This is a genomic window from Nocardia iowensis (assembly GCF_019222765.1).
GTDB lineage: Bacteria > Actinomycetota > Actinomycetes > Mycobacteriales > Mycobacteriaceae > Nocardia > Nocardia iowensis.
The window spans coordinates 4,994,221-5,015,665 of record NZ_CP078145.1 but is presented as its reverse complement, the minus strand read 5'-3'; the positions used below and the strand labels follow the sequence as shown (position 1 = coordinate 5,015,665).

Genomic DNA, 21,445 nt, shown 5'->3' with positions numbered 1-21,445 from the left:
ACGCGCCGGTGGTCAATGAAGCGACCCGGCGCGGATTCGTCGACGGGGGCGGCGGCAGTCGACCGGGGGCACCGCGTGTCCCCACCTTTGCCAGCACAGCGAGCAGGGCGCGCGGCGGTGCTGTCCGGCGATGCGCGTGCTGAGCGGCTGCACCGCCGAAAACGAATTCGTTCGGCCAGCAGTGGATCGGCACCGCCCGGCAAAGGTGATAAGCGAGGGAGTTTGTCATGCAATCCGGTAACAAATCACTGCTGCGCAGTCTGACTTCGATTCAGAAAGAACTCTGGTTAGCGCACGAGCTTTCGGATATTCCCAATAATTGTCTGATATATATCGAAATTCACGCCGAGCTGGAGCTCGGTCATTTCGTCACCGCGTTGCGGCGGGTGTTCGCCGAGTCGGAAGCGCTCACGGTCAATTTCGTCCGTGGCGCCGAGGGGCCGATGCAGGTCGAACGGGACACCCGGGATTGGCTGCCCGCCTACCTCGATCTCACCGAACAGCCCGCCCCGACGTCGATGGCTTTCGACTACATGTCCCGAGAACTCGAGGTCGCCTTCGATCTGGAGCTGGATTCGCTGTTGCGCGTCGCGCTGCTCAAAGTCGGTGCGGGACAGTACTTCCTGTCGATGTGCTTCCACCACATCATCATGGATGGCGTCGGTGTCGCCACCTGGGCCCAACGAGTGCTCGATGTGTACTGCGCCCTGGCATCCGGAACACCCGTCGAGCCGGCCGATTTCGTGCCGGTCGACGAGATCATCGACAGCGATCGCGCGTATCGCCGTCACCAGCAGGCGATCGATCGCGAGTACTGGCGCGGGCAGATCCCGCCCGGGATCGAACCGCTGAGACTTCCCGGCAACGCCGCACCCGGCGCGAAGCCGGGGCGGATCGGCTGCACACATGGCATTTCGGGTGCGGAGCTGGGTCGGCTGATCAGCTCCGCGCAATCGATCGGGGTCAAGCTGCCCTATCTGTTGATGTCCGTCGCGGCCGCCGCCATCCAGCGCTATTCGTTGCGCGATGAATTCTGTGTGCAGATGCCGGTCTCGAATCAAACGGCCATCGCGCGGCGAACGCCGTGCCAACTGTCGGATACCGTTCCACTGCTGGTCGATTCGAGCAGGGACCTGTCGCTGGGCCAGCTGGCCGAACGGCTCCAGGCCAGCATCGCCGGTGCCCGAGATCACCTCAGATACGGGATGTCGGAGATCCGGCGCGACCTGAAAATGCCGCCCGTCAAGGGGAACCCGTTCGGCCCGGTCATCAATATCATGTCGTTCTTCGGTGCCTTGCGAATGACCGGCGGGCAGGCTGACCTCCAGGTCTTCTCGGCGGGTAACAGCGGGGATCTCTCGATCGTCCTGCACTATGAAAGGCAGTCGGACCGTGGTGGATATCTGCGGATCGAGGGCGACGCGCAGCTCTACACCGAAGATGATCTCCGCGGCTATCTCGGATCGATCGCGCAGTACCTGCAGCAGGCGATAACCGATCCAGCGGCGCCTATCGGGGCAGTCGACATTCTCGGTGCGGACCGGTCGCTGGTAGTCGAGGCGTGGAACGACACAGCGGTGCCGGTTGATCCGGCCGCGACCTTGGTGGGGTTGTTCGAGGACCGGGTGCGCATTGCCCCGGACTCGGTGGCGGTGGTGTCCGGTGCCGCGGAGCTTTCCTATCGGGAGCTCGATACCTGGGCGGACCGTGTCGCGCGGACCTTGATCTCGCACGGTGTGCGTCCGGACAGCGTGGTGGCGGTGGCACTGCCGAGGTCAGCGGAGTTGATTGTCGCGATACTGGCGGTGTTGAAGGCCGGTGGTGCTTATCTGCCGATCGATCCGGGATATCCCGCCGAGCGGTTGGCTTTCGTCCTCGGCGATGCCGCACCGATCGCGGTCCTCACCGACGTCGCCACCTCGAAAACGCTCCCGCACAACAGAGTTCCCCTTATCCTGATCGACGAGGCCGACGTAGATCGGCATGAAGTAGCGCGGCCCGCTGCGCTGCTGCCCGGCAATCTCGCGTATCTCATCTACACGTCCGGTTCCACCGGCACGCCGAAGGGTGTTGCCGTCACCCACCGCAATGTGGCATCGCTTTTCCTGAGTACCGCGCCGTGGTGCGAATTCGATGCCGACGATGTCTGGGCTTGGTGTCATTCCCAAGCGTTCGACTTTTCTGTCTGGGAGATCTGGGGTGCGCTCCTGCACGGCGGCCGGGTCGTCGTCGTGCCGTGGGACGTGGTGCGCACGCCCGCGCAGCTGTGGGATCTCGTCGTCGGCGACGGGGTGACGATCCTGAATCAGACCCCGTCGGCTTTCCACGCGTTGGCCGAAGCTCGATCGGTGTCCGGCACTATCGATTCCGCCCTGCGCATGGTGATATTCGGTGGCGAAGCGCTGAATCACGCCCACCTGCAGCCGTGGTACTCGGTCGGCGCCACCGGCGGTCCAGCCCTGGTGAATATGTACGGGATCACCGAAACCACGGTGCATGTGACGAAGCTGGGCCTGCGGGAAGCACATGGCGCCCGGGGTGAGAGCCCGATCGGGACGCCGCTGGGGAACATGCGGGTGTTCGTGTTGGACTCGTCGTTGGCGCCGGTCCCGATCGGGGTGGCCGGTGAACTGTATGTGGCCGGTGCGCAATTGGCGCGGGGCTATCACGGTCGACCGGGGTTGACCGCGGCGCGGTTCGTGGCGGATCCGTTCGATCCGACCGGCGGCCGGTTGTATCGCACCGGTGATGTGGTGCGCTGGACGTCGGCGGGGGTACTGGAGTTCGTCGGCCGGGCAGACGACCAGGTCAAGATCCGAGGCTTCCGGGTGGAGCCGGGTGAGGTCGAATCGGTACTGGCTCGACATCCTTCGGTGTCGCAGGCGGTGGTGCTGGCCCGCGACACCGAAACCGGCGGCGACAAGCAGCTGATCGGGTACGTGGTCGCCGATCGAAGCGGCTCGGTCGAAGGCAACGGCGGGACGGGTGCGCACGCGCTCGATGGAGGACAGGTGCGCCGGTTCGCCGCGGAGCGCCTGCCGGAATTCCTGGTGCCGACCGTGGTGATGGTGATCGACCGCGTGCCATTGACACCCAACGGCAAGCTCGATCGAGCCGCGCTGCCTGATCCGGAGTTCACCTCCTCGATGGCGTATCGGGCGCCGGGCAGCGAGCGAGAACGGGTGCTGGCGGGGTTGTTCGGTGAGGTACTGGGAATCGACCGGGTCGGTGCGGACGACAGCTTCTTCGAGCTGGGTGGGCATTCGCTGTCCGCTACCCGCCTGATCAGCCGGATTCGGGTGGTGATGGGAGTCGAGGTGCCGATCCGGACGGTGTTCGACGCACCGACGGTGGCGCAGTTGGTGACCCGGCTCGATGCCGGTGTCACGATGCGTCCGACGCTGCTGGCCCGGCGGCGGCCGGACGTGGTGCCGTTGTCGTTCGCGCAGCGCCGGTTGTGGTTCATCCATCGGCTGGAGGGGCCATCGGCCACCTACAACATGCCGCTGGCCGCGCGGTTGACCGGTGCGTTCGATGCGTCGGCGTTCACCGCCGCGGTCGCTGATCTGGTTGCCAGGCACGAAAGCTTGCGCACGGTCTTCGTCGAAACCGACGGCGTGCCCGCCCAGCATGTGCTCGAGGCGGACAGCGTCGAGGTGCCGGTGACCATCGCCGACGTGGATCCCGCCGCGGTGGACGCGGCAGTCGCCGAGGCGGCGCGGTATCGGTTCGAGCTGTCCACGCAGATCCCGATCCGCGCCAGCGCGTTTCGGTGCGCGGCCGATGAGTGGATGCTGCTGGTACTGATTCATCACATCGCCGGTGACGGCTGGTCGGCGGCGTCGCTGCTGCGGGACTTGTCGATCGCGTACGCGGCGCGACGGGAAGGGCGGGCACCGCAGTGGGCGCCGTTGCCGGTGCAGTACGTGGATTACACGCTGTGGCAGCAGGAATTGCTGGGTTCGCCGACCGATCCGGACAGTGTGCTGTCCCGGCAGTTCGGTTACTGGCGCGCCGAACTCGACGGTCTGCCCGAGCAGTTGCGGTTGCCGACCGACCGGCCGCGTCCTCGGGTGGCCAGCTACCGCGGCGATGTGGTGTTGTTCGGCATCGATCCCGACGTGCGTTCCGCAGTGGAGCAGCTGGCGGCCCGTGAGGGTGCGACGGTGTCGATGGTGTTGCAGTCGGCACTGGCCGTGCTGTTGTGCAAACTCGGTGCCGGAGACGATATTCCGATCGGCTCACCGATCGCCGGTCGCACCGATGACGCACTGGCCGATCTGGTCGGGTTCTTCGTCAACACCTGGGTGCTGCGCGCAACTGTCTCTCCCGCAGCATCATTCACCGAGGTGCTGGGTACGGTTCGAGCAAAAGCGTTGGCGGCGTACGACAACCAGGACGCGCCGTTCGAGCTGCTGGTCGAGTTGCTCAATCCGGCCCGCTCGGCGTCGCACCATCCGCTGTTCCAGGTACTGCTGACGCTGCAGAACAACACCCTGCCCACCCTGCGGCTGCCGGGGGTGCGGGTAGCGCCCTGCATGCCGGCCACCAACACCTCCCGGTTCGACTTGACCTTCAACATCGGCGACGCCCCGTCCGGGGCGCGGAACAACCGCAACGGCTCCGCCGCCGGGTGGGACGGATACATCGAATACGCCACCGATCTGTTCGATCGCGCCACGGTCGAGGCCATGGCAGGTCGGTTGGTGCGGATCCTGCGGCAGGTGGTGTCGGACCCGGACACCGTGGTGAGGTCGGTCGATGTCCTCGATGTCGAGGAACGCGAGCTGGTGTTGCACCGGTGGAACAACACCGCTGTCCCGGTGGACCCGGACGGCACCGTGGCCGGATTGTTCGAAGCGCAGGTCGCTCGGACGCCCGATGCGGTGGCGGTGGTCTGCGGCAACAACGAAGTGTCTTATCGGGAACTCGACGCGCGCGCAGGTGAATTGGCGTGCGCCCTGATCGCACGCGGGGTGAGCCCGGACAGCATTGCCGCGGTGGCGTTGCCACGATCGGTGGAGTTGATCGTGGCGTTGCTGGCGGTATCGAAGGCCGGTGGTGGGTATCTGCCGATCGATCCGACGTATCCCTCGGATCGGTTGGCATTCATCCTAAGCGACGCCGCACCGGTGGTGGTCGTGACCGATTCCGCCACCGCCGATCTGCTGCCCGATACCGCGGCACCGCGCCTCTACCTCGACACCATCGACGTAGTGGACGAAGCCGCCTCGGATCGGGCCGTTGCGGCGGCCCCGCAGAATTTGGCGTACGTGACCTATACCTCGGGCTCTACCGGTGTCCCGAAAGGTGTTGCCATCACGCACCGCAACGTGGTGGCCTTCGCGACCAAGCCGAGTTGGCGCGACGGTGCGCACGCCAGCGTGCTGGTGCATTCTTCGGTCGCGTTCGATGCCTCCACCTATGAGATCTGGGTGCCGCTGCTGGGCGGTGGCCGAGTAGTTGTCGCGCCGCCGGGCCGCACCGATATCGCAGTGCTGGGTCGGCAATTGGTGGCGAATGGCGTCACCGCCGTATTCCTCACCACCCGGTTGTTCGAGTTGTTCATCGACCATCGCCCCGATGCGCTCGCCGGGCTTCGGGAGGTGTGGGTCGGCGGCGAGGAGATGCCGCCCGAGGTGTTCGGGCGGGCTTTGCGGCTGTGCCCCGACACCCGCGTCGTGCACGTGTACGGGCCCACCGAGACAACGACATTCGCGATCCGCCGACCGTTCGAGGCCGGGGAACACTTCGATGACGCGGTGGTGCCGATCGGGTCCGCGTTGGCCAATGTGCGGTTGTTCGTGCTGGATTCGTGGTTGGCGCCGGTTCCGGTAGGGGTGGCGGGCGAGTTGTATGTGGCCGGTGCGCAGTTGGGCCGGGGGTATCACGGCCGGGCGGATCTGACCGCGGCACGGTTCATCGCCGATCCCTTCGATCCGAGCGGTGGTCGCCTGTATCGCACCGGTGATCTGGTGCGTCGGAACAACTCCGGGCAGTTGGAGTTTCTCGGGCGAATCGATGATCAGGTCAAGATCCGCGGTTTCCGAGTCGAGCCCGGCGAGGTCGAATCGGTACTGGCGCAGCATCCTTCGGTCGCGCGGGCGCTGGTGGTGGTGCGCGACACCGACACCGGCGACAAGCAGCTGATCGGCTATGTCGTGGCCGACCGGGCAGGAGACGAATCGGGCGGCAACGGGCCCGCTCGAATCGACCTCGTTGGCGCGGACGTACGCGCGTTCGCCGCCGAACGGTTGCCGGAGTTCATGGTGCCCACGGTCGTGATGGTGATCGACTCGGTGCCGCTGACCGCGAACGGGAAACTGGATCGCGCGGCGTTGCCCGCGCCGGAGTCGGTGTCCTCGGTCCGGTATCGGGCGCCGGGCAGCGCGCGGGAGCGGGTGCTGGCCGAGCTGTTCGGTGCGGTCCTCGGACGTGACCGGGTGGGCGTGGACGACAGCTTCTTCGAGTTGGGCGGCCATTCGTTGCTGGCGACCCGGCTGGCCAGCCGGATTCGGGTGGAGTTGGGGATCGAGGTGCCGATCCGGACGGTGTTCGACGCGCCGACGGTGGCGCAGTTGGCGACTCGGCTCGACGCGGGCGTCCAGGTGCGTCCGGCCTTGCTGGCTCGACCACGGCCGGATGTTGTTCCGCTGTCGTTCGCACAGCAGCGGCTGTGGTTCATCCACCGACTGGAGGGACCGTCGGCCACCTACAACATGGCGTTGGCGGTGCGGTTGCACGGGGTGGATGTGTCGGCGTTGACCGCCGCGATCGGGGACGTGGTCACTCGGCACGAGAGTCTGCGGACGGTCTTCGTCGACGCCGACGGCGTGCCGTCCCAACGGGTACTCGACCCGGACAGTGTCGAGGTGCCGGTCGTGGTGGCCGAACGGAACACCGACGACGTGGATCCCGCCGAGCTGGACGCGGCGGTGACCGCCGCGGTGCGGTATGGATTCGATTTGTCGTCGGAGATTCCCCTCCGCGCCACCGTGTTCCGGTCGGGCGCCGACGAGTCCGTGCTGGTGTTGTTGATCCATCACATCGCGGGCGACGGCTGGTCGTTGACGCCGTTGCTGCGAGACTTGTCGGAGGCGTACGCGGCGCGACGGCAGCGTCACGAACCGCGGTGGCGACCGCTGCCGGTGCAGTACGCGGATTACACGCTCTGGCAGCGCGAGTTGCTGGGGTCGTCGACCGATCCGGACAGCGTGTTGTCCCAGCAGTTCGAGTATTGGCGTCATGAGCTCGACGGTCTGCCCGAGCAGTTGCGGTTGCCGACCGATCGGCCCCGGCCGCGGGTGGCCAGCTATCGCGGAGACATGGTGTTCTTCCGTATCGATCCGGAGATCCGTACCGCGGTAGAACATTTGGCGGCTCGCGAGGGCGCGACGGTGTCGATGGTGTTGCAGTCGGCGTTGGCGGTGTTGCTGTTCAAACTCGGTGCAGGGGAGGACATTCCGATCGGGGCGCCGATCGCCGGTCGGACCGACGAGGCGTTGACCGAGCTGGTCGGGTTCTTCGTCAATACCTGGGTGCTCCGGGCGGCCGTAGTGCCGGACGCATCGTTCACCGAGATCCTGGGCGTGGTCCGGGAAAAGGCGTTGGCCGGATACGAGAATCAGGATGTTCCATTCGAGTTGCTGGTGGAGTTGCTCAACCCAACCCGCTCAGCGGCGCATCATCCGTTGTTCCAGGTGACGTTGGCATTTCAGAACAACACCCTGCCCGCCCTCGAGCTTTCCGGAGTGCGGATCGAGCCCTATCCCGCAACCACCGCGACCGCGCGGTTCGACCTGTTCTTCAATATCGCGGAAGCCCCCGCCGGTGATCCGTGGAACGGATTCGTCGAATATGCGACCGAGCTGTTCGACCGGTCGACGGTCGAGGCGATGGCTGCTCGGTTGGTGCGCCTGCTGCGGCAGGTCGGGTCGGCTCCCGATGTCCCGGTGGGGTCGATCGATGTCCTCGACGCCGACGAGCGCGAGCTGGTGTTGCGCCGGTGGAACGACACCACCGTCGAGGTACCGGACAACACCACCATCACCGGTCTGTTTCGCGCGCAGGTAGCTGCGACCCCGGACGCGATCGCGGTCGTCTGCGCGGACAGGAAGATGACCTACCACGAGCTCGACATTCGCGCCGATCGGCTGGCGCGGGCCTTGATCTCGCGCGGCGTGGGTCCGGACGGTGTGGTCGCGGTGGCCTTGCCCCGGTCCACCAACCTGATCGTGACATTGCTGGGTGTGTTGAAGGCAGGCGGCGGGTATCTGCCGATGGATCCGGCGTACCCCTCGGATCGGTTGGCATTCGTCCTCGCCGATGCCGCGCCGATTGTCGTCGTGACCGACTCCGCGACCGCCCACGCACTGCCGCCGACCACGACACCACACCTCTATCTCGACTCCATGGAAGCGCTCGACACCGCCGAGGAGGGTGACCGGGCAGGACTGGACCGGGTTGTCGGGGTGGGCTCGCAGAATTTGGCGTGCGTGATCTACACCTCCGGCTCCACCGGTGTTCCGAAAGGCGTTGGTATCACCCACCATAACGTGGCCAACCTGGTTGCCCAGGCGTGGTCGGCGGGTGTCGAGGACCGGGTGCTGGTGCATTCGTCGATCGCGTTCGATGCCTCGACCTATGAGATCTGGCCCGCGCTGTGCGGGGGCGCGACGTTGGTGATCGCCGTCGAGCAGCGCTCGGATCCGGTGGAGATCACCCGGTTGGTGGGGTCGTGGTCGGTGACGAAGATGTTTGCGACGCCACCGTTGCTGTCGGCATTGGTCGAGCACGCGGAATCGTTGCCCGGCAGGCCTTTCCAGAGTCTGCGGCAGGTGAATACCGGCGCTGACACGCTTGCTTCCGGTTTGGTGCGTTCGCTGCGTGCCATAGGACAGGATCTGCGGATCGATAATCTCTATGGCCCCACCGAGGCGACGGTCGATGTGACCGCCTATCGCGTGCCCGATGGTGAGCTGGGTGCGGTGGTGCCCATCGGGGCGCCGGTGGCCAATACGCGGGTATTCGTGCTGGATTCGTGGCTGGTGCCGGTGCCGGTGGGGGTCTCGGGTGAGTTGTATGTGGCCGGTGCCCAGCTGGCGCGGGGGTATCACGGTCGGGCCGGGCTGACCGCGGCCCGGTTTGTCGCCGACCCGTTCGACCGGACCGGTGGTGGTCGGCTGTATCGCACCGGTGATGTGGTGCGCTGGACTTCGGCGGGCGTGCTGGAGTTCGCGGGCCGGGTCGATGATCAGGTCAAGATCCGCGGCTTCCGGGTCGAGCCGGGCGAGGTCGAAAACGTGCTTGCCCAACATCGTTCGGTCGCCCAAGCCGTGGTCGTGGCACACGACTCCGACGCGGGAAAGCAGTTGGTCGGGTACGTGGTCGCCGACGCCGGGGCGACCGCCGGGGAAGGCGAGTTGGTGGGGCAGTGGCGGCGGGTGTACGACGACCTGTACGGCCGAAACGGAAATGGAAAGTATGCCCGACCTGTCGACAGTGGCGAGGTCGCGTTCGGTACCGATTTCGGCGGCTGGAACAGCAGCTATACCGGGGCCGCGATTCCGGTGGAGCAGATGCGTGAATGGCGCGCGACCACCGTGGAGCGCATTCGGGCGTTGCATCCGCGCCGGGTACTTGAGATCGGTGTGGGGTCGGGCTTGATCATGTCGCACCTGGCACCGGACTGCGAGGAATACCGGGCGACGGATTTCTCGGCCGCGACGATCAGCACACTGCGGCGACAGCTGGGTGAACTGAACGGCGAGTGGGTCGACCGTGTCTCGCTGAGTGTGCGGAGCGCCGACGACACCGCGGGGTTGCCGGAGCACTATTTCGACACGGTGGTGTTGAACTCGGTGATCCAGTACTTCCCGAGTCAGAGCTATTTGCGTCGGGTGCTCGAGCGGGTGCTGCGGGTGCTGGCTCCCGGCGGGGCGGTGTTCATCGGTGATGTCCGGAATCTGGCACTGCTCGAGGAGTTCACCACCGCGGCGCAGATCGCGCGCAACGGTGGCGACGATCCGGTAGCGGTCGGTGAACGGGTCCGCCGAGACATCTCGGCCGAACAAGAATTGCTGCTGGCACCGGAGTACTTCCGCGCGCTGGGTGACGTTCTGGACCTCGGTGCCGTCGATATCGAACTCAAACGCGGATACTCGATGAACGAGTTGACGCGGTATCGATACGACGTGGTCTTGCACCCGGCTCCGACGAACGCGCTGTCCGTCGCCGAGGCTCCGAAAGTCGCTTTCCGCGACCATGATCGGTTGCGAGCGCTGCTGCGCGACCAGCATCCGGACGTCATTCGGGTGACCGGCATCCCGCACGCCGGGCTGGTCGGCGAGATCGAAGCGACCAACCGAATCCGGGCGGGGCACTCCGGCGTCGCTACCGACGCACTCGGCGTCGGTTTCGAGGGAACGCTCGACATGATCGCCGACCGTGCGGGTGCCGTGCCGGAGGACCTGTATGTGCTTGGCCGGCGAATGGGATACACCACCGCGGTCACCTGGTCCGCGCGGCCGGATCGGATGGAGGCCGTCTTCGTCGACGCCGCGACCGCTGACGGCAGGCCACTGACCGACGTCTACACCGCCCCCGCAGCCGTGGGCGACCCGGCCGGGTATGCCAACAACCCGCAGGCGGGTCTGCTGGCCGCCGACGTGCGCCGGTGGGCAGGCGACCGGTTGCCGGAGTTCATGGTGCCCGCGACGGTGATGGTGATCGGCTCGGTGCCGTTGACCACAAGCGGAAAGCTGGACCGGAAAGCATTGCCGGATCCGGAGTTCGCCTCGTCGGCGGAGTATCGGGCGCCGGACAGCGAACGCGAACAGGTATTGGCCGAACTGTTCGCCGAAATCCTCGGACTGGATCGGGTCGGCGTGGATGACAGTTTCTTCGCGCTGGGTGGTCACTCACTGCTGGCGACCCGCCTGGCCAGCCGGATTCGTGCGGTCACCGGAGTCGAAGTGCCGATCAGGACGATATTCGATGCGCCGACGGTGGCACAGTTGGTGACTCGGCTCGATGCCGATGTTCAGGTGCGCCCGCCGCTGTTCGCCCGGCCACGACCGGACGTGGTTCCGGTGTCGTACGCGCAGCGCCGTTTGTGGTTCATCCACCGGCTGGAGGGGCCGTCGGCGACCTACAACATGCCGTTGCCGGTCCGGCTGCGTGGCGTGTTCGACGCGTCGGCCTTCGCGGCCGCACTCGGTGATGTAGTTGCCCGGCACGAGAGCCTCCGCACGATCTTCGTCGAAGCCGATGGTGTGCCGACCCAGCAGGTGCTCGATGCGGGCAGTGTCGAGGTACCGGTCGCGGTCGAGGCGGAAACCGGCGAGATGGCGCCCACTGAGCTGGACGCGGCGGTGACGGCGGCGGTGCGGTACGGGTTCGATCTGTCCTCGGAGATTCCCATCCGCGCCAACGTATTCCGGTCCGGCGCCGACGAGTGCGTGCTGGTGCTGCTGGTCCATCACATCGCGGGCGACGGCTGGTCGGCGGCGCCGCTGTTGCGGGACCTGGCGAGCGCGTATGCCGCTCGCCTCGAGCATCGAGCGCCGGAATGGGCGCCGTTGCCGGTGCAGTACGTGGACTACACGCTGTGGCAGCAAGAATTTCTCGGATCACCGACCGATCCCGACAGTGTGCTGTCCCAGCAGTTCAACTATTGGCGTCGTGAACTCGACGGGTTGCCGGACCAGTTGCGGTTGCCGACCGATCGGCCGCGTCCTCGGGTGGCCAGCTATCGCGGAGACATGGTGGTCTTCGGCGTCGATGCGCGAACCAGGACGGAACTGGAGCGATTGGCGGCCCGTGAGGGTGCGACGGTGTCGATGGTGTTGCAGTCCGCACTTGCGGTGCTGTTGTTCAAACTCGGTGCCGGAGAAGATATTCCGATCGGCTCACCGATCGCCGGTCGCACCGACGAAGCGCTGGCCGATCTGGTCGGGTTCTTCGTCAACACCTGGGTGCTGCGCGCAACTGTCTGTCCGGCAACGTCTTTCACCGAGGTCATGGGCCAGGTCCGATCGAAGGCGTTGGCCGCGTACGAGAACCAGGATGTTCCGTTCGAGTTGCTGGTCGAGTTGCTCAACCCGGCGCGCTCGGCGGCGCACCATCCGTTGTTCCAGGTGTCATTGGCATTCCAGAACAACACGCTGCCGACACTGCAGCTGCCGGGCGTCGGGTTCGAGCCCTATCCGGCGTCCATCGCGGCTTCGCGGTTCGACCTGTTCTTCAATGTCGCCGACGCACCCGCCGGTGACCCGTGGAGCGGATTCGTCGAGTATTCGACCGACTTGTTCGATCGGTCGACGGTCGAGGCGATGGTTGCCCGGTTCGTGCGGATACTGGACCGGATCGTGTCGGACCCGGGCGGGCCGGTGGGGTCGATCGATGTCCTCGACACCGACGAACGCGAGTTGGTGCTGCGTCGATGGAACGACACCGCCGTCGCGGTCCCGGACATCACCATGGTCGGGCTGTTCGAGGCCCAAGTCGCCCGGACACCAGGGGCGATCGCCGTCATCGGCGGCGACACCGAAATGTCGTATCGGGAACTCGATATCCGAGCCGACGGGCTGGCGCGCGCACTCGTCGCGCGTGGCGTAGGGCCGGACACGCTGGTCGCGGTGGCGTTGCCACGGTCGGCGGAGTTGATCGTGGCGCTGCTGGGCGTGCTGAAAGCCGGTGGTGGGTATCTGCCGATCGATCCGGGCTATCCGTCGGAGCGGTTGGCGTTCATCCTCGCCGACGCCGCCCCGGTCGTTGTCGTGACCGACTCCGCGACCGCACTCTTCCTGCCCGACACGGCAGCCCCGTACCACTATCTCGACACACCGGGCAGCAACGGTGCTGCGCTCGGCGCCGAAACCGCCGGTGCGGTCACACCTGGCCCGCGGCCGCAGAATTTGGCTTACGTGACCTATACCTCCGGTTCCACCGGTGTACCGAAAGGTGTTGGGATCACCCACCGTAACCTGGTGAACCTGGTTGCCCGGGCCTGGTCGATCGATCCCGGGGATCGGGTATTGGCGCATTCTTCGATCGCGTTCGACGCGACGACCTATGAGATCTGGCCAGCCCTGGCCGGTGGTGCGGCGCTGGTGGTGGCCGGTGCGCAACGTTCGGATCTGGTGGAGATCACCGGGTTGGTCGAGACCTGGTCGGTCACGAAGATGTTTGCGACACCACCGTTGCTGTCGGCATTGGTCGATCATGTCGAGCCCTTGCCCGGCACCCCGCTGCGGAGTTTGCGGCGGGTGATCGTCGGCGGTGCCGAGCTGACAGCGGCCGTCGTGCACAGACTGAACGCGAAATACGCTGGCGTACAGGTGATGAATGGTTATGGCCCCACCGAAACCACGGCCTGTGTGACCGATTACGACGCGCGGGGCGACATCGAGGGCGCGGTTCCGATCGGCCGCCCGTCCGGGAATGTGCGGGTGTTCGTGTTGGATTCGTGGTTGGCGCCGGTTCCGGTGGGGGTCCCGGGCGAGCTGTATGTGGCCGGTGCCCAGTTGGCGCGTGGTTATCACGGGCGTGCGGGGTTGACCGCGGCCCGGTTCGTCGCCGACCCCTTCGATGCGACGGGTGGTGGTCGGTTGTACCGCACCGGTGATGTGGTGCGCTGGAACAACTCCGGGCAGTTGGAGTTCGTCGGCCGGGTGGATGATCAGGTCAAGATCCGCGGCTTCCGGGTCGAACCCGGTGAAGTCGAAACCGTGCTGGCGCAACATCCCGCGGTGTCCCGAGCAGTGGTCGTCGTGCGCGACTCCAGCACCGGTGGTCAGCAGTTGGTGGGGTATGTGGTGGCAGACCGGTCCAGGCCGGTCGCCGCGGAGCAGGAACTGGTCGCTCAGTGGCGTCGCGTATACGACGACCTGTATGGCGCGGCAGGCAAGAGCGCTGATACTCCCCGCAATGGCGCAGGCACTGCCAGAAACGGGAACGGTGGCGCGGATCGTGGCGGTGCCGCCGCTGAATTCGGTATGGATTTCGGCGGCTGGAACAGCAGCTATACCGGGACGTCGATTCCGGTGGCGCAGATGCGCGAATGGCGCGAGGCCACGGTGCAGCGGATCCGTGGCCTGGCACCGCGGCGAGTGCTCGAGATCGGCGTCGGATCGGGTTTGTTGTTGTCCCAGTTGGCACCCGACTGTGCCGAATACTGGGCGTCGGACTTCTCCGCCGCGACCATCAGCACGCTGCAACAACAGTTGGACGAGCTCGACGCCCGGTGGACCGAGCGAGTCTCGCTGAGTGTCCGGTCCGCCGAAGACATCGCCGGATTACCGGAAGACTATTTCGACACGGTGGTACTGAACTCGGTGGTCCAGTACTTCCCCGGTGAACGGTATCTGCGTCGAGTCCTCGAGCAGGTACTCGGACTGCTGGCTCCCGGTGGGGCGATATTCGTCGGTGACGTCCGGAATCTGGGTCTGCTGGAAGAGTTCACCACGGCCGTGCAGATCGCCCGCAACGACGGTGACGACCCGACGGCCATCCGGGAACGCGTGCGCCGCACCATCTTCGCCGAACAAGAACTGTTGGTCGCACCCGAATACTTCCACGCCCTGTGCCGCGCGACCGACTACGACACCGTTGATATCGAGCTCAAACGCGGCTATTCGGTCAACGAGTTGACCCGCTACCGATACGACGTGGTGCTGCGCAAGACGCCCACAAAAGCACTGTCCGTAGCCGAGGTGCCGAAAGTGCAGTTCCGCGACCATGATTGGTTGCGCACACTACTGGAGGATCGACACCAGGACGGTATTCGGGTCACCGGGATTCCGCACGCTGGCTTGATCGGCCAGATCGAGGCGACGAACCGGATCCGGACGGGTCACCCCGTCCCGGCCGGTGCGCGAACCGACCCGGACGCAGCGGCTTTCGAAGGAATACTCGCCGATTCCGCTGCTCGAATGGGTGCCGGATTGCTGCCCGAGGACTTGCACGTGCTGGGTCGGCGGCTGGGATACACCACGGCGGTCACTTGGTCGGCGCGGCCGGATCGGATGGATGCGGTGTTCATCGACACCGCGACGGCACAGAACCGGCCACTGACCGACGTCTATGTGCCGCCGACGGTGGTGGGCGATCCCGCCGCATACGCCAGCAATCCCCAGGACACCCTCCTCCCTGCCGCCGTGCGGGATCTGGCCGCCGAGCGGCTGCCGGATTTCATGGTGCCGTCGGTGGTGATGGTGCTCGACAGTGTGCCGTTGACCGCGAACGGCAAGCTCGATCGGGCCGCGTTGCCGGACCCGGAGTTCGCCGCCGCGGCGGAGTATCGGGCGCCGAGCAGCGAGCGGGAACGGGTGCTTGCCGGATTGTTCGCCGAGATCCTCGGACTCGACCGGGTGGGGGTGGATGACAGCTTCTTCGCGTTGGGCGGTCATTCCTTGCTGGCAACCCGCCTGGCCAGTCGGATCCGGGCGGTGCTCGGCGTCGAAGTCCCGATCCGGGTGATATTCGACGCCGCGACCGTCGCCGAGCTCGCCCGCAGATGGCCCGAACTGGCGCCATCCCGCAGACCGGCGCTGCGCAGGATGAATCGAGAGGTGGGTCTGTGATGATTCCGTTGTCGTTCGCGCAGCGCCGATTGTGGTTCATCCACCGGTTGGAGGGACCATCGGCGACCTACAACATGCCGTTGACGGTCCGATTGCGTGGTGTGTTCGATGCGCCGGCTTTCGCGGCGGCGATCGGCGATGTGGTTGCCCGGCACGAGAGCCTGCGCACGATCTTCGTCGAAGCCGACGGTGTGCCCGGCCAGCAGGTACTCGATGTGGATGAGGCCAAGTTGCCGGTCATCATCAGCGAGGTCGGCCCCGCCGAGTTGGCTACGGCGGTCACCGAGGCGGCCCGGTACGAGTTCGACCTGGCCTCGGAAATTCCGATCCGCGCCAACGTTTTCCGCTGTGGTGTGGACGAGTGCGTGGTGGTGTTGTTGATTCACCACATCGCCGGTGACGGCTGGTCGATGACGCCGTTGCTGCGGGATCTGTCGGAGGCCTACGCGGCTCGTCGGCAAGGGCGGGCGCCGGGGTGGGACTCGTTACCGGTGCAGTATGTGGATTACACGCTGTGGCAGCAGGAGTTGCTGGGTTCACCGGACGATCCGGACAGTGTCCTGTCCCAGCAGTTCGACTATTGGCGTCGTGAGCTCGACGGCCTGCCGGAGCAGTTGCGACTGCCGACCGACCGGCCGCGACCGCGGGTGGCGAGCTATCGCGGGGACATGCTGGTTTTCGGTATCGATGCGAAAACCAGGGGAGAACTCGAAGAGTTGGCGAGTCGGGCCGGCGCGACGGTGTCGATGGTTTTCCAGTCCGCGCTGGCCGTGTTGTTGTTCAAAATCGGTGCTGGCGAGGATATTCCGATCGGATCACCGATCGCCGGTCGCACCGATGACGCGCTGAACGAATTGGTGGGATTCTTCGTCAATACGTGGGTGTTGCGGACGGAGGTGCGTCCGGCGGCGTCGTTCACCGAGGTTCTGGGCCAGGTCAAAGCGAAAGCGTTGGCGGCCTACGAGAATCAGGATCTGCCGTTCGAGTTGCTGGTGGAGATGCTCAATCCGGCTCGCTCGGCGGCACACCATCCCTTGTTCCAGGTTCTGCTGAGCTTCCAGAACAACACCGCGGCCACCCTGGATTTGTCGGGGGTCGGCTTCGAACCGTATGCCCTTCCCGCGCTGACCTCGCGGTTCGATCTGACCTTCAATATCGGCGACGCCGCGACCGGTGCGCGGAACAACGGTGGCGGCGCGGCCGGGTGGGACATGCATGTCGAATACGCCACCGATCTGTTCGATCGGTCCACGATCGAGGCGATGGCGGCGCGGTTGGTGCGCATACTGCGGCAGGTGGTGGCGAACCCGAGTCTGCCGGTGGGCTCGGTCGACGTCCTCGATGTCGAGGAACGCGACCTGGTGCTGCACCGGTGGAACAACACCGCTGTCCCGGTGGACCCGGACGGCACCGTGGCCGGATTGTTCGAAGCGCAGGTCGCCCGGACGCCGGATGCGGCCGCGGTGGTCTGTGGTGCGGTGCGGCTGAGCTACCGGGAACTCGATGCCCGCGCGGATCGGCTTGCGCACCTGCTGGTTTCGTGCGGGGTGGGGCCGGACACCCTCGTCGCGGTGGCGTTGCCTCGGTCGGTGGAGTTGATCGTGGCGTTGCTGGGTGTGCTGAAAGCCGGTGGCGGGTATCTGCCGATCGATCCGGGCTATCCCTCGGACCGGCTGGCGTTCGTACTGAACGATGCCGCGCCGGTCGTCGTCGTGACCGACCGCGCCACCGCGGACACGTTGCCGCACAACACGACACCGCGCCTCTACCTCGACACCGCCGCGGACGAGGACCGGATCGGCATCGATCGAGTCCGCCCAGCGCGTCCGCAGAATTTGGCGTACGTGATCTACACCTCCGGCTCGACGGGTGTGCCGAAAGGTGTTGGCATCACGCACCGTAACGTGGTGAATCTGGTCGCTCAGGCGTGGTCGGTCGGTGTCGAGGATCGGGTGCTGGTGCATTCGTCGATCGCGTTCGACGCCTCGACCTATGAGATCTGGCCCGCGCTGTGTGGTGGTGCGACCTTGGTGGTGGCCGGTGAGCGGCGTTCGGATCTGGCGGAGATCACCCGGCTGACCGGGACCCGATCGGTGACGAAGATGTTCGCGACGCCACCCTTGCTCTCGGCGTTGCTCGAGCACGCCGAATACCTGTCCGACAACCCTTTCCAGAGCTTGACGGAGGTGCACACCGGCGCCGACTCGCTCCCTTCCGGGCTGGTGCACGCATTGCGGGCCAGCTGGGGAGACATACGGGTCGACAACCTTTATGGCCCGACCGAGGCTACGGTCGACGTGACGGCTTACACCGTCCCCGACGACGCGACAGGTGCGGTGGTGCCGATCGGCGTCCCGGTGGCCAATACCCGAGTGTTCGTGTTGGATTCCTGGTTGGCGCCGGTGCCGGTGGGCGTCGCGGGGGAGTTGTATGTGGCCAGCGCCCAACTGGCGCGTGGTTATCACGGTCGGTCGGGCTTGACCGCGGCCCGGTTCGTCGCCGACCCGTTCGATCCGGTGGGTGGTGGCCGGTTGTACCGCACCGGTGATGTAGTGCGCTGGAACAACTCCGGGCAGTTGGAGTTCGCGGGCCGGGTCGATGATCAGGTCAAGATCCGCGGCTTCCGGGTCGAGCCGGGGGAGGTCGAAACTGTTCTGGCGCAACATCCCTCGGTGTCCCGAGCGGTGGTGTTGGCCCACGACACCGGTACCGGCGACAAGCAGCTGATCGGGTATGTGGTCGGCGACCGAACCGGTTCGGTCGAGGGCAACGGGCACGGGCGAGTGAATGGGCACCGGGGCGGTGCCGATCGAGTGGCGGCGAAGCAGCTCGACGGTGCGGAGGTCCGTCGATTCGCCGCGGAGCGGTTGCCGGATTTCATGGTGCCGTCGGTGGTGATGGTCATCGACTCCGTCCCGTTGACCGCCAACGGGAAATTGGATCGTGCGGCGTTGCCGGTCCCGGAGCTGAGGTCCTCGGTGCGGTATCGGGCACCGGGCAGCATCCAGGAGCAAATGCTGACCGAGTTGTTCGCCGAGGTCCTCGGCCACGATCGAGTCGGCATCGACGACAGCTTCTTCGCGCTGGGTGGTCACTCGTTGCTGGCGACCCGACTGGCCAGCCGGATCCGGGTGGTGCTCGGCGTCGAGGTCCCGATCCGGACGATCTTCGATGCGCCGACGGTGGCGCAGTTGGCGATTCGGCTCGGCGACCGCACTCGGTTGCGTCCGGTGCTGTCGGCGCGGCAGCGCCCGGCCGTGATTCCGTTGTCGTTCGCGCAGCGACGGTTGTGGTTCATGCACCGCCTGGAGGGGCCGTCCGCCAACTACAACATCCCGGTGGCGGTGCGGTTGCACGGGGTGGATGTGTCGGCGTTGGCCGCCGCGATCGGCGATGTCGTCGCCAGGCACGAGAGTCTGCGCACGATCTTCGTGGAAACCGACGGGGTGCCGTCCCAGCGGGTGGTCGACGCCGACGAGATCGAGGTGCCGGTCACGGTGACCGAGCCGGATCCCGGCGACGTGGACGCCGCGGTGACGGCGGCCGTGCGATATGGGTTCGACCTGTCGATTCAGATCCCACTCCGGGTCACGGTGGTGCGTTGCGGCGTAGACGAGTGTGTTGTCGTGTTGCTGATCCATCACATCGCCGCTGACGGCTGGTCTGCGGCGCCCTTGCTGCGGGATCTGTCGATGGCGTACGCGGCGCGTCGGCAGGGCCGGGTACCGGAGTGGGAGCCGTTGCCGGTCCAGTATGTGGATTACACCTTGTGGCAGCAGGAACTGCTTGGCTCGCCGAACGATCAGGACAGCGTGCTGTCGCAGCAGTTCGAGTATTGGCGCGGCGAACTCGACGGTCTGCCCGAGCAATTGCCGCTGCCGACCGATCGGTCACGGCCGCGCGTGCCCAGCTACCGCGGCGATGTGGTGACGTTCGCCATCGATCCGGAGATCCGCACCGCGGTGGAACATTTGGCGCGCCGCGAGGGCGCGACGGTGTCGATGGTGCTGCAGTCGGCGTTGGCGGTGTTGTTGTTCAAACACGGTGCCGGGAAGGATATTCCGATCGGAACACCGATCGCCGGTCGGACCGACGACGCCCTTGCCGAGCTGGTCGGGTTCTTCGTCAACACCTTGGTGCTGCGGGCAGCCGTGGTTCCGGCGGCGTCGTTCACCGAGATCCTCGGTCAGGTCAGGGCGAAAGCGCTGGCCGCGTACGAGAACCAGGACGCGCCGTTCGAGTTGCTGGTCGAGTTGCTCAAACCGGCCCGCTCGGCCGCCCATCATCCGTTGTTCCAGGTGTCGTTGGCATTTCAGAACAACGCGTTGCCCACCCTCGAATTGTCCGGGGTGCGGATCGAGCCCTATTCCGCGTTCACCGCTACCTCACGGTTCGACTTGTCCTTCAACATCGGCGACGCGCCTGCCGGTGCGCAGTGGACCGGACTTATCGAGTACGCGACCGATTTGTTCGACCGACCCACGATCGAGGCGATGGCCGCGCGGTTGGTGCGCATACTGCGGCAGGTGGTGGCGAACCCGAGCCTGCCGGTGGGGTCGGTCGATGCCCTGGATACCGACGAACGCCAACTGGTACTGCAACGGTGGAACGACACCACCGCTGGAGTCGCGGGCCCCACGATCACCGGGCTGTTCGAGGCAAAGGCCGACGCGACCCCGGACGCGCTCGCCGTCATCTGCGGGGCTACCGAGATGTCGTATCGGGACCTCGATATCCGCGCCGACAATCTTGCGCGCGAGCTGATTTCGCGCGGGATGAAACCCGACAGCATCGTTGCGGTGGCGTTGCCCCGCTCGGTGGAGTTGGTTGTCGCGTTGCTGGGTGTGTTGAAGGCCGGTGGTGGGTACCTGCCGATCGATCCGGCGTATCCCGCGGATCGGTTGGCATTCGTCCTCACCGACGCCGCACCGTTTGTTGTCGTCACCGATTCCGCTACCGCGGACCTGCTGCCGCCGAGCTCCACGCCGCACCTCTACCTGGACGCACTCGACCTCGCCGCGACCGGGTCGGGCCGCACCGATCTGGATCGGCTAGGCACGGTGGGACCGCAGAACTTGGCGTATATGACTTACACGTCCGGTTCGACAGGGGCGCCCAAAGGCGTCGCCATCACGCACGGCAACGTGCTGAATCTGGTGTCCCAGGTGCGTCCCGTAGGCGCTGGGGATCGGTCGCTGATGCACCACTCCCTGGCCTTCGATGCCTCTACCTACGAGATTTGGCCCGCGCTGCTCGGTGGCGCGGCATTGGTTGTTGCCGAGGAGCTGCGTTCGGACCTTGTGGAGATCACGCGGTTGGTTTCGGCACGGTCGGTGACGAAGATGATCGCGACACCACCATTGCTGTCCGCCTTGGTCGACTATGTCGAGTCGATGCCCGGCGACCCCTTGCGGACGCTGAAACGGCTCATCGTCGGTGGTGCCGAGTTGGCAGCGAGTGTTGTTCGGAAGTTGCATGCGATAAACGCCGATGTTCAGGTCATCAACAGTTACGGGCCCACAGAGACTACGGTCTGTGTGACTGAATGCGAGGCCGCGGGCGAGGTCGATGGTGCCATCCCGATCGGGCGTCCGTTGGGCAATGTCCGGGTGTTCGTGCTGGATTCGTGGTTGGCGCCGGTGCCGGTGGGTGTTACGGGCGAGTTGTATGTAGCCGGTGCACATTTGGCGCGTGGTTATCACGGACGGGCCGGGCTGACCGCTGCACGGTTTGTGGCGGACCCGTTCGATCCGGCCGGTGGTCGGCTGTATCGCACCGGTGATGTGGTGCGCTGGAACAACTCCGGACAATTGGAGTTCGCCGGTCGGGTCGATGAACAGGTCAAGATCCGCGGCTTCCGG

2 protein-coding genes (1 of these 2 cut by a window edge) are annotated in these 21,445 nt (G+C 65.9%); both read left to right on the top strand.

Annotated elements, in window-relative coordinates:
- Positions 1 to 227 precede the first annotated feature (227 nt).
- On the top strand, positions 228 to 15,584 hold the full coding sequence (locus tag KV110_RS23050; protein WP_218469361.1) for a non-ribosomal peptide synthetase: 15,357 nt from the start codon (positions 228 to 230) through the stop codon (positions 15,582 to 15,584).
- Positions 15,584 to 21,445, top strand: partial view of a non-ribosomal peptide synthase/polyketide synthase gene (locus KV110_RS23045; protein ID WP_218478785.1) — the 5' portion only. Its footprint extends 15,066 nt past the window's final position; the window shows 5,862 of its 20,928 coding nt (coding positions 1–5,862); its start codon is at positions 15,584 to 15,586; its stop codon lies off the right edge, out of view. Before KV110_RS23050 ends, KV110_RS23045 begins: the two co-directional genes overlap by 1 nt.